The organism is Aestuariivivens sediminis (genome assembly GCF_022662105.1).
Lineage (GTDB): Bacteria > Bacteroidota > Bacteroidia > Flavobacteriales > Flavobacteriaceae > Aestuariivivens > Aestuariivivens sediminis.
The window spans coordinates 92239-104333 of record NZ_JAKMCP010000005.1 but is presented as its reverse complement, the minus strand read 5'-3'; the positions used below and the strand labels follow the sequence as shown (position 1 = coordinate 104333).

General features: G+C 37.4%; 13 protein-coding genes. 11 read left to right on the top strand and 2 right to left on the bottom strand.

Annotated features, from left to right (window positions below; all coding sequences use genetic code 11):
• The first annotated feature begins 179 nt into the window (after positions 1-179).
• The 11 genes from MR054_RS16760 to MR054_RS13200 all read left to right on the top strand — a co-directional run bounded on the left by MR054_RS16760 (position 180) and on the right by MR054_RS13200 (position 9989).
• The gene (locus MR054_RS16760; RefSeq protein ID WP_338081529.1) at positions 180-335 is read left to right on the top strand and encodes a hypothetical protein; all 156 of its coding nucleotides are present in this window, start codon (positions 180-182) and stop codon (positions 333-335) included.
• Positions 332-523, top strand: coding sequence for a hypothetical protein (locus MR054_RS16755; RefSeq protein ID WP_338081528.1), 192 nt, complete (start codon positions 332-334; stop codon positions 521-523). Before MR054_RS16760 ends, MR054_RS16755 begins: the two co-directional genes overlap by 4 nt.
• Positions 524-550: 27 nt before the next feature.
• On the top strand, positions 551-847 hold the full coding sequence (locus MR054_RS16750) for a fibronectin type III-like domain-contianing protein (protein WP_338081527.1): 297 nt from the start codon (positions 551-553) through the stop codon (positions 845-847).
• Positions 848-955: 108 nt separating this feature from the next.
• Positions 956-1249 (top strand): thioredoxin, encoded by a 294-nt coding sequence (gene trxA, locus MR054_RS13235; RefSeq protein WP_242086849.1) that lies wholly within the window; start codon positions 956-958, stop codon positions 1247-1249.
• 3 nt (positions 1250-1252) lie between these two features.
• Positions 1253-1834 carry a TPMT family class I SAM-dependent methyltransferase gene (locus tag MR054_RS13230; protein ID WP_242158310.1) on the top strand — a complete coding sequence of 194 codons (582 nt, stop codon included), beginning with the start codon at positions 1253-1255 and terminating at the stop codon, positions 1832-1834.
• 231 nt (positions 1835-2065) lie between these two features.
• Positions 2066-3373, top strand: coding sequence for a TolC family protein (locus tag MR054_RS13225; RefSeq protein WP_242158309.1), 1308 nt, complete (start codon positions 2066-2068; stop codon positions 3371-3373).
• An 82-nt stretch (positions 3374-3455) separates the two neighbouring features.
• The gene (locus MR054_RS13220; protein WP_242158308.1) at positions 3456-4535 is read left to right on the top strand and encodes an efflux RND transporter periplasmic adaptor subunit; all 1080 of its coding nucleotides are present in this window, start codon (positions 3456-3458) and stop codon (positions 4533-4535) included.
• Between the two features lie 9 nt (positions 4536-4544).
• Complete coding sequence (locus MR054_RS13215) at positions 4545-7739, top strand: efflux RND transporter permease subunit (RefSeq protein WP_242158307.1); 3195 nt, start codon at positions 4545-4547, stop codon at positions 7737-7739.
• 11 nt (positions 7740-7750) lie between these two features.
• A complete protein-coding gene (locus MR054_RS13210; RefSeq protein ID WP_242158306.1) occupies positions 7751-8056 on the top strand; it encodes a hypothetical protein in 306 nt (101 codons plus the stop codon).
• An 18-nt stretch (positions 8057-8074) separates the two neighbouring features.
• Positions 8075-8260 (top strand): YgaP family membrane protein, encoded by a 186-nt coding sequence (locus MR054_RS13205; RefSeq protein ID WP_242158305.1) that lies wholly within the window; start codon positions 8075-8077, stop codon positions 8258-8260.
• A 163-nt stretch (positions 8261-8423) separates the two neighbouring features.
• Complete coding sequence (locus MR054_RS13200) at positions 8424-9989, top strand: hypothetical protein (protein WP_242158304.1); 1566 nt, start codon at positions 8424-8426, stop codon at positions 9987-9989.
• Positions 9990-10074: 85 nt separating this feature from the next.
• Here the strand turns inward: MR054_RS13200 and MR054_RS13195 are convergent, their stop codons facing one another.
• A complete protein-coding gene (locus MR054_RS13195) occupies positions 10075-10572 on the bottom strand; it encodes a nuclear transport factor 2 family protein (protein WP_242158302.1) in 498 nt (165 codons plus the stop codon).
• Positions 10573-10763: 191 nt separating this feature from the next.
• Positions 10764-12035 carry a serine hydroxymethyltransferase gene (gene glyA / locus MR054_RS13190; protein ID WP_242158301.1) on the bottom strand — a complete coding sequence of 424 codons (1272 nt, stop codon included), beginning with the start codon at positions 12033-12035 and terminating at the stop codon, positions 10764-10766.
• Positions 12036-12095: the final 60 nt, after the last annotated feature.

The window sequence follows — 12095 nt, the reverse complement described above, 5'->3', positions numbered from 1 at the left end:
TGTAATTTTTTAAAGTAACTAAAAATCACATCATGACTAAAAGCCATGAACAGTCTCAGTATTCAAATTAAGGTCATTATCCTTTTTTTTATATTTTAGTTTTCTACCCAAATTGTCTAAACAATATCAGTTTGTAAATGTTTTATTTATTCCATTTCTAAACTATTTTAAATACAGGTATGGGCCAACTTAAAAATGTATGTTTAGCATTAGTGAGTATTTTTTTATGGAATGCTTTCAGTTCCGATCATTCCTCAGGACGAGTCGATACTATAGGGAAAAAAGTTGAAACGCTTTTAGCACAAATGACCTTGGAGGACAAGTTGGGCAAATGAATCAATACAGCAGTTTTTACGATGTCACTGGACCTTCACCGAGTGATGCCAATGTAAAGCAAATGTATGACCATCTTAAAAAAGGATTAGTAGGTTCAATCTTGAATGTACATGGTGTGAAAGAAGTTCGGGAGGTTCAAAAATTGGCTGTTGAAACTTCACGATTGGGTATACCTTTGATATATTGATATGACGTCATTCATGGTCATAAAACATTGACTCCCGTTCCTTTGGCTGAAGCAGCAAGCTGGGTTCTGGAGGTCATAAGACAATCGGCTGAAGGAATAGCTGCTGAAGCCACTGCAATTGTACGTCCTGTAAAAGAGTTAAAAGGATTTAAAAAAATACACTTGAAAGCACATGAGTCGAAAACAGTAATATTCCAATTAACCCCTGAAGAACTTGGTTTTTATGACCCTGATGGTAACTTTTTGGTTGAGTCAGGTACTTTTGTTGTGATGGCAGGAACCAATTCTGTGCAGATTTTATCCAAATCCTTTGAGTTAAAATAAAAGGAAATCAGCTTAACCAATTACAAAATTATTCCATCATTAAATAAATCTACCATGTAATAAATATGTATTTTTGTAATTATTACATGCCAGTAAAGTTTATAAATTATGAGTTCTTTTTCAGAAATCATTAATCAAGACAAACCCGTTTTAGTTGATTTTTTTGCAGAATGGTGTGGACCCTGTAAAATGATGAGTCCCATATTAAAGGAGGTGAAATCCACTTTAAAAGATCGTGTTTCCATTATAAAAATTGATGTCGATAAAAATCAAAAGTTGGCAGCGACCTATCAGGTAAGAGGGGTTCCTACCCTATTACTTTTTAAAAATGGCAAACAAGTTTGGCGTCAGTCCGGTGTGGTTCAAAAAAATGATATCATTCAAAAGATTACCAGTGTATAAGTAATGGATTTATCAGAATCCTTTTGGAATAATCGTTATCTAAACCATGATATAGGATGGGATTTAGGCCAAATTTCACCACCATTGAAATCATATTTCAATCAATTAACCAACAAAAATTTAAACATTTTAATTCCCGGTGGCGGCAATTCCTATGAAGCCGAATATCTGTTTAATAACGGTTTTAAAAATACGTCCGTTATAGACCTTTCTGGTGCTGCCCTAAAAAGTATTAAAAACAGGGTTCCTCAATTTCCTGTTTCGCAATTAATCCATGGTAATTATTTTGATTTAACCGGGAGATATGACCTCATCATTGAACAGACCTTTTTCTGTGCTATCGATCCAAAACTAAGATCACGTTACGCACAAAAGGCTAACGCCTTATTGGTTTCCAATGGAAAACTTGTAGGGGTCCTCTTTGATGCTCCTTTAAATATGGATAAGCCTCCTTTTGGTGGAAATCGTGAGGAGTATTTGGATTATTTTTCTCCCTATTTTAAAATAGACATTATCGAGGCTTGCCATAATTCCATTGAAAGCAGATTAGGAAAGGAGCTTTTTATTAAATTGATAAAACGCTGATTTCAATAAAATAATATTTATCCTAAAATTTCTGTCCAAAAGTAAAACCCAGTGAGTGGTCCGGTGGCCGACAAATCCATACAAGATTATCCCGTTTCAAAGATAGGCATGCTACTCATCACTTGAAGTTTCTATAAAGTGCTTATTAAATGATTCCTCTTTTTCCTGGGTAACAATTGTTACCAAGTGTAATAATTTCTAGGGCTAAATTTGCCTCATAATTATTATAAAATGAAACTTAAATCCTATATAACATCTTTATTACTCTCTGGAATCTTATCGCTTTACGCTCAGCAGATCATACCCATAACCAAAAAAGAAGTACTAGAATCCGTTTCAGAAAACAATACCACAATAAAAATTTCCATTGAGGAATTTAATCGTGCCAGAGCAGAATTCAGACAGACCAATTCCATCTTTCTACCGCATATTTCTATTAGTTATACGGGTATTTCAACAACGAATCCACTGATGGCGTTTGGGTCAAAACTTAACCAAGAAATTTTAACACCAAATGATTTTGATCCCGCATTATTGAACGATCCCAGCCAGATCCAAAATTTCGCCACGACATTTGAAATTGAACAACCACTTATTAATTTGGATGGTATTTACCAACGGGAAGCGGCCAAATCTAAAATGGAAGCCATGTCACTAAAAAGACAGCGCACCGTTGATTATATAGAATTTGAGGTGAATAATGCCTACATGCAACTCCAATTAGCCTATAAAGTAGTTGATGTTGTGAAAAAAGCATTAGAAGCTGCAAAAGCCAACCAAATGTTGGCCGATAATGGATTTGAGCAGGGTCTCCTGCAGCGCGCGGATGTCCTTAATGTAGAAGTACGTCTTAATGAAGTTAAAAACCAATTGCACCAAGCGAAGAGTAATGTACAAAACGCTTCCAATTACCTATCGTTTTTAATGAATGATGACTCCTTTTTTATATACCAACCTGCAGACAGCTTAACCGTAAACGAAATGCTCACGATACATAAAACCATTTCTGAAGACCGCAGTGATATTAGAGCTATGTTTTTGAGCACCAATGCACTGAAAGCCATGAACAAAGCAGATAAAATGACCTTCTTCCCAAGGTTAAATGCCTTTGGAAGTTATCAACTATATGACGATGACATTTTTGAAGCCCAAGCTAATGGCTATGTATTTGGGGCCAAATTAAGTTGGGACATATTTCAGGGATCCAAACGTTTCGGAAAAGCCCAAAAGAGTAAAGCCGAATTTGAAAAATCGAAATTAGAATACCGTCAATATGTATCCAAAAGCAAACTAGAACTTCATAAAGCGAATCGCATGTACGTTGACGCCAAAAATAAACTCAATCTTTCAAAGTTAGCCTTGCAACAAGCTGAAGAATCCTTAAGAATTCGTACGAATAGATTTAAGGAAGGCCTGGAGAAAACCTCCGATTTATTAATGGCTGAAACGCAATTTGCCCAAAAACAGTTAGAATATTATCAAACCATATTTGAACACAATTATGCACAAACCTATTTAGCATTTTTAACGAAGGGATAAGTTAGGCCCCCGTGTTCGAAAAGGCAGTAAAACTAATTTTAAAAAGCCTTACTCATCAATATAATCTAATACAAACTTTACCATGATAAATAAAATTTACCTCCCTATTATATGTACAGCTATACTGTTATTGAACAGTTGCGGTGAGGAAATCAAAACTAACAATAGTGACGATTCACATGCCGTTCCGGTTATCGTAAGTCAAGCCACATCTCGTGGAAATCAGTCATTTTTAACTGTGAGTGGCAAGATACAGGCGAAAAATACGGCCGATTTAAGCACCAAAATGATGGGTTTTATACAGAGTGTTCCCGTACATATTGGTGAAAAGGTTCAAAAAGGACAACTGCTTGTTAGAATTAACAATACAGATTTACAGGCTAAAAAAGCACAAGTAAATGCCAATATCGCCGAAGCGAGAGCTTCCTTCAATAATGCCCAAAAAGATTACGAACGATTTAAAAATTTATTTTCAGACCAAAGTGCCTCCCAAAAAGAATTGGACGACATGACCGCACGTTTTGAAATGGCCAAGGCGCGTTTGGATGCTGCTGAACAAATGAAAAATGAGATCGATGCGCAATTTGCCTATACCAATATTACAGCCCCTTTTAGCGGTGTGGTCACCCATAAAACTGTTGAAAAAGGGGATATGGCTAATCCGGGACAACTTTTAATCTCAATTGAAAATCCTGAAGATTTTGAGGTTATAGCCATGGTGCCCGAAACGGAAATTTCACAAATTAATAAGGGAACTGCAGTAGAGGTGCTGGTTAAGTCCATTAATAAAACCTTAACGGGTAAGGTTTCAGAATTAAGTTCTTCTGCCAGAAATACAGGGGGACAATATATGGCAAAAATAGATTTAGATAAATCCGAGGCCCATACCTTATCTGGCATGTTCGCCACCGTAGTATTTCCAGTTGAAAAAAAGGCACAGTCGCACGTGGTTCTCATTCCAAAATCTTCCATGGTAATTCATGGACAATTATCTGGTGTTTATACGGTGAGTCATAACAATACTGCCATTTTACGATGGTTGCGCATAGGAAGAACCTTTGGAGACCACGTGGAGGTACTTTCGGGCTTAAACTCAGATGAAACTTATATAGTATCAGCAGAAGGGAAGCTTTTTAATGGTGCAAAAGTAACACTAAAATAATCCCTAATTATGAAAGAAGGTATTGCAGGTAAAATAGCTAAAGGCTTTATACAGTCGAAACTCACCATTCTATTGATGATTGTTTTCATGGTTATTGGAGTTTATAGCTCATTTTTAATTCCTCGTGAAGAAGAACCGCAGATAGATGTCCCTATGGCCGACATATTTGTGGGCTATCCTGGGGCGAGTCCCACAGAAGTCGAATCGAGAGTCATAAAGCCATTAGAGCAATTAGTATCCAATATAAAAGGTGTAGAATATGTATACTCTACAGCAATGAAAGAACAGGGTATGGTAATCGTACAATTCTTTGTTGGTGAGGACATTGAACGCTCCTTTGTGAAACTTTACAACGAGATTAATAAACACATGGATCAAATGCCTGAAGGCGTTACCTTTCCATTAATCAAAACCCGTGCTATTGATGACGTTCCAATTTTAGGTTTAACATTGTGGAGTGAAAATTATAACGATTACCAAATAGGACAATTGGCTCTGGAATTAGAAACCGAAATTAAAAAGGTTAAGGAAGTTGCCATTACCGATAAAATTGGAGGAAGAGAACGTCAAGTTCGTATTGTTTTAGACAAAGATAAGTTATCCGCTTCTGGATTGGATTTTCTATCGATTTCGGAAATGATAAAAGCCAATCATGCTCAGTTAAACTCTGGAAAGTTTAATAAAAATGACGTTGAATTTATTGTAAACACCGGGAATTTTTTAGAACATCCCTTGGACATTGAAAATTTAATTGTTGGTGTTCAACAAAACCGCCCGATATACTTAAAGCAAATTGCCACCATCATTGATGGTCCGGAAATTCCTCAAAATTATGTAAGCCTAGGATTTGGAAAAGCCAGTGCCAAAGCGGCCACTTACCCATCAGACTATCCCGCAGTTACCCTTTCGGTAGCCAAACGTAAAGGAGCCGATGCTATGAAAATAGCAGATATTATAACTGAAAAAGTGGAACATTTGCGACACACTTTAATTCCAGACGATGTTCATATCGAAATTACAAGAAACTATGGTGAGACAGCATCGCATAAAGTGTCTGAATTGTTGTTACACCTCATAGGTTCTATCATTGCTGTAACTCTGGTGGTTATGCTAGCCATGGGATGGCGCGGTGGATTGGTGGTGTTCCTTTCCGTGCCCATTACCTTTGCATTAACCCTGCTAAGCTATTATATGCTGGATTACACCCTTAACAGAATTACCTTATTTGCTCTTGTTTTTGTTACCGGTATTGTCGTTGATGACTCCATTATTATTGCAGAAAATATGCACCGGCATTTCAAAATGAAACGCCTCCCATTCAAGCAAGCCGCACTGTATGCCATTAACGAAGTAGGCAACCCCACTATCTTGGCAACCTTTACGGTTATTGCTTCTGTATTGCCTATGGCATTTGTCTCGGGATTAATGGGCCCATATATGGCCCCTATGCCCATTGGAGCATCAATAGCCATGATTTTGTCCCTATTTGTGGCCTTGACCATCACACCGTATTTAGGCTTTATTTTCCTACGTGAAAAAGATAAAAAAGCAACCGATAACCAACATAAAAAACCACTTGAGGACACTCAGATCTATAAAATTTATGACAAACTAGAGCGTCCACTCATCGAAAACAAAAATAAACGATGGCTGTTCTTAGGCTTAACATTTGCTTTACTCATGGGGACTATGGTCCTGTTTTTTACCAAATCGGTAGCCGTAAAAATGTTACCCTTTGATAATAAAAATGAATTTCAAGTGGTTATCGATATGCCGGAAGGCACCACTTTAGAGCGTACTGCTGTTGTTGCCAAAGAGATTTCACAATACTTATCTACCAGACCGGAAGTGGTAAACTATCAAAATTATGTTGGTACTTCAGCACCAATCACCTTTAACGGCTTAGTGCGTCATTATGATTTACGTAGTGGCAGCAACGTGGCAGACATTCAAGTAAACTTAGTAGATAAAAGCGACCGTTCTGCACAAAGTCATGATATTGCCAAATTATTAAGGCCGGAAATACAAAACATCGCATCGATCTATGGTGCAAATGTAAAAATTGTTGAAGTACCCCCCGGACCTCCCGTATTGTCTACTATTGTTGCCGAGGTTTACGGTCCCGATTATGATAAGCAAATTGAAATTGCCAACGACATCCAAGTCATTTTAACCGATACTGAAGATGTTGTTGATATCGATTGGATGGTTGAAACGGACCAAACCGAATATCAATTTGACATAGACAAGGAAAAAGCCATGTTATATGGTGTTGCCCCAAAACAAATTGTAAACACCATGCATATGGCTCTATCCAACCGTCCCTTAACCTCCTTATACGATGAAGATGCAGTGAATCAAATCGGTTTAGTGTTAGCCTTAGATGAAAAAGAAAAATCTAACATAACAGACATTTCGCAATTAAAAGTAAAATCACTTCAGGGACAACTTGTACCCATTGCCGATTTAGTATCCATTGAAAAATCGACAAGTGCAAAAAGTATTTATAGAAAGAATCAAAAACGTGTCGTCTATGTTTTGGCTGATATGGCGGGAGCCTTGGAAAGTCCTGCTTATGCCATTTTGGGAATGGAAGACAAATTAAAAAACATTTCCCTGCCCAAAGGCTATGCCCTTGAAGAAATGTACTTAGGACAACCCAAATACGAAGATGATTATACCATAAAATGGGATGGCGAATGGCAAATTACACTTGAAGTCTTCAGAGATCTTGGCATGGCCTTCTTAGGTGCTATTATCCTTATCTATATTTTAATTGTTGGTTGGTTTCAAAACTTTAAAGCTCCAATAGTTATGATGGTAGCCATCCCTTTATCCCTCATAGGTATTATTCTTGGACATTGGCTCATGGGTGCTTTCTTTACCGCTACATCGTTTATCGGTATGATCGCCTTAGCGGGTATTATGGTTAGGAATTCGGTATTGCTGATCGATTTCATCAATCTTCGATTGGATGAAGGCATCCCATTAAAACAGGCCGCCATAGAAGCTGGAGCGGTACGAACCACACCCATATTATTAACTGCCGGAACCGTAGTCATTGGTGCTTTTGTGATTCTTTTTGATCCCATCTTTCAAGGATTGGCTATTTCACTAATGGGTGGAACCATTGTTTCAACCGCATTGACATTACTGGTAGTGCCACTGGTATATTACATGATTGAACGCAAAAACTATAAGTAAACTATAACAAAATGAAATTAGTACTTGTCACTGCAGTTGAAGAGTTTCATAAAGACGTGATAAAACTCTTTAAGAAAGCACAAATTGAAACCTTTAGTGAATCTGAAATAGACGGATATAAAACATCAAATGCCTTATTAATCTCTTCAAATTGGTTCGGCTTTGAAAATGTTGGAAATGAATCGGTAATGTTTTTTTCGTTTACCGATGAAGCCAATATAGATACCCTTTTTGAATTGATAAAGCAATTCAACGAAACCTTGACAACCAATAATCCCATAAGAGCCATTGTGGTTCCTATAGAAAAATCAATATAAACTTTAAATATTTTAAACATGTTAAACAGGTATATAAGAGCAATTGCAGGCAGCTTTGTAATAATTAGTGTGCTATTGGGAATGTTCGTTAATCCAAACTGGTTTTGGTTTACATTATTTGTAGGTGCTAATTTATTACAATCGGCAATTACAAAATGGTGTTTAATGGAAACCATTTTAATTAAATTAGGGGTTAAAAATTAAACTCCCGAATTCGATAATTTTGAAGAGGTTGTTTATCTTTTAAACAGCCTCTTATTATGTCACACAATGGCATTATTAATAGGAATTAGGCAATAATTATATCAATTCATACTAAATCCTAATAACAAAAGTTTTATTTTTAGCCTGTAATAAATTTCATTTCATGAAACGCCATCTCTACTTTTTATTTACTTTGTTATTGTTAATGTTTTGGAGCTCATGCCGAAAGGATTTCGAATTCTCACCAGGTGATGGTCGTTTGGAGTTCTCAAAAGATACGGTGTATCTCGACACGATTTTTACAAATATTGGCTCAAGTACCTATAATCTCAAGGTGTATAACAGAAGTAGCGACGATATAGTAATATCTTCTGTAAAATTAGGTTTAGGGGAAACATCGGCTTATCGGCTAAGTGTTGACGGTATGCCGGGCAGGGTATTTGAGAATGTAGAATTATTAGCCAAAGACAGCCTGTATATATTTGTTGAAACCACTATAGACATTAATGACTTTCTTAATCCGGATGGTTCTTATCTATATACCGATCACATCGAATTTGGCTCTGATTCAAATCAGCAGAAAGTGGAATTGGTAACCTTGGTAAAAGATGCCATTTTTATTTATCCCGATCGCGATAATACCACCAAAGTTATTGAAACCTTAACCCTTAATGTTGGTGGTGAAACGATTGAAACAGAATTACAAGGTCGTGAATTACGCCCTGAAGAATTGACTTTTTCAAATGAAAAACCGTATGTAATATACGGATTTGCAACTGTTCCGGAAGGACAAACCTTAACCATTGAAGCGGGAGCTAGATTGCACTTCCATGAAAATTCCGGTATTATTGTTTCAAATAACGCCTCATTGCATGTTAATGGTGACTTCAGTACGGACCAAGACCTTTTGGAAAATGAAGTTATTTTTGAAAGTGATCGTTTAGAACCAGCCTATTCAGAAATTCCTGGTCAATGGGGTACCATCTGGTTGGTTGATGGCAGTGTAGATAATAGTATTAATTATGCGACTATTAAAAATGCACTAGTCGGTATTTTATGTGATGGCAACCCCGATGAAGTCATGGGTAAGCTTTCGATAACCAATTCCCAAATATATAACTCCGGAAGCTTTGGCATTTTAGGTAGAAACACTTCGATAAAAGGAGCTAATTTAGTGATTAATAATGCAGGGGTATCTGCTTTTGCAGGAACACTTGGTGGTAAATATAATATTACCCACAGTACCCTTGTAAATTACTGGAACAATGGGTTCCGGCAGTTCCCCGCACTGCTCATAAACAATTTCGTTATTGATGATGAGAATACGGCAACTATAGCCGATTTAACCGAGGCCAATTTCAATAACTGTATCATTTATGGAAATGACAATCCAGAAATAGTACTTGATGAAATTGAAGATGAGGCCGTAGCCTTTAATTTTAAATTTACCAATTGTTTAATTCGATTTGAGGATAACAATAATAACTTTACAGGGGACAATTATGATCTTTCGGATACCAATCATTACGATAACAATATCTTTAATGAGGATCCGCATTTTAAAGATCCAAATTTAAACCAATTGATTATTGGTGAGGAATCGGCAGGGATTGGTAAGGGGTTACCCATTTTCGCCCTACAAGTACCATTAGACCTTTTAAAAGTGGACCGCACGATAACTCCTGATTTAGGAGCCTATCAACATATTATATTTCCCGAAGAAGATTAACTTATCCATCCAGGAGTGATAGAAAAAGGGCTTTAAAATATATCTAGTAGCTGGGCATGGCATACCGATGATGAAGTATAGTTCGTTATTTTTTAAAAAAAGATATAGGAAGCGGTCTATCCTCGGAAGGCACTTCATTAATTAATGAAATCACTTTCCATTGCCCATCACGTTTTATCAAATGAAAACCATCAACGCCTTGATGCCCTTCGGTTACCCCCGGAATTCTGGCTTCATAAATGACCGTGCACTGGGCAATATTACCGAACTCGAAGGACTTAACATTAATGACCTTTTCTTGAAATCCAGTTTGCCTAATATCTCTTCTTTTGATAAAATCTTTAAAATCCTGAATCCAGTCGTCTACCGAAAAAAGTGCCGTACTATCCGTAGAAATACGTAGATATAGAATCGCATCCTCGCAAAACAGCGTTTTCACCTTGTCCCAATCAGGTTCCTCATTGACCCCGGTACTTATCCCTTGATAAATATCCCGAACATGTTGCTCTGCTGATGTACTTTGACCATAACCATAAAAGCCCGGTAGGATGCCTAAAGTGATTAACCAGCTAACCCATTTCATGACACTTAGATTTACAATTAATTAGGACCCTCTTTAAGGCGAGGTTTCCTTAAATATAAATAAAAGACTCCAGAACAGTGTGGTGGATTATATCTTTAACCACAATTTAACATTAGATTAAAAAATTAGAATACGCGAAGAACCTCAGTCCTAAAGATGCAGGATCCCATAAGCTCCATGGATTGGTTCTGCTAAACAAATAAAGGCTTGTCCTTCATCATGGCATTGACTTTGCCTTTAATGATTTCCAAAAGCGCTTCATCTTCATGATTACTAATGACCTCATCAATAAAATCGGCAATCACTTCCATATCGGCTTCCTTAAGTCCGCGAGTAGTCACAGCAGCAACTCCTAATCGAATTCCCGAGGTTACAAATGGTGATTTGTCATCAAAAGGCACCATATTTTTATTCGCTGTTATGTCGGCTGCTACTAAGGCTTGTTCTGCATCTTTCCCGGATACATTTTTATTTCGTAAATCAATAAGCATCATATGATTATCCGTCCCTCCTGAAATGATATTATAGTCCTTGGCTACCAAAGCCTGTGCTAAAGCGGAGGCATTCCGTTTCACCTGTAACTGGTAATGTAAGAATTCATCCGTTAGGGCCTCTCCAAAAGCAATGGCTTTAGCTGCAATAATGTGTTCTAATGGACCTCCCTGATTTCCGGGGAATACAGCTGAATCCAAAAGCGAGGACATTTTGCGTAAATTACCATTTTTTAACTTCAACCCAAACGGGTTATCAAAATCCTCACCCATCAAAATCATCCCTCCTCTCGGGCCACGTAAGGTTTTATGTGTTGTAGTGGTTACAATATGGCAATGTGGAATGGGGTCATTCAATATCCCCTTTGCAATTAATCCGGCTGGATGAGAAATATCGGCCAGCAATAGAGCCCCTACACTATCAGCAATTTCTCTAAAACGTGCAAAATCAATATCTCGTGAATACGCTGAGGCACCTGCAATGATTAATTTAGGTTGTTCTTTAGTAGCGATATCTTGAATTTTATCATAATTTAAAACCCCGGTCTCCTGCTCTACGCCATAAAACACAGGATTGTACAACTTTCCTGAAAAATTTACAGGCGACCCATGGGTTAAATGTCCACCGTGGGACAAATCAAACCCTAAAATCTTATCTCCGGGTTTTAAACACGCTGCAAAAACAGCAGTATTGGCCTGGCTTCCGGAGTGCGGTTGAACATTGGCATACGCTGCTCCAAACAATGCCTTTGCACGGTCTATGGCTATTTGCTCAACTTCATCAACCACCTCACATCCTCCATAATACCGTTTTCCCGGGTATCCCTCGGCATATTTATTGGTTAATACAGAGCCTGCCGCTTCCATGACCTGGTCACTTACAAAATTCTCTGAAGCTATAAGTTCTATGCCATGAAGCTGGCGTTCTCTTTCTGCTTGAATAAGTTCAAAAATTTGTTCGTCGCGTTGCATAAAATAAGATTCTTGTTAAATATTCGGCAAAAATAGCAAATAGATTAGTTAAATACATCA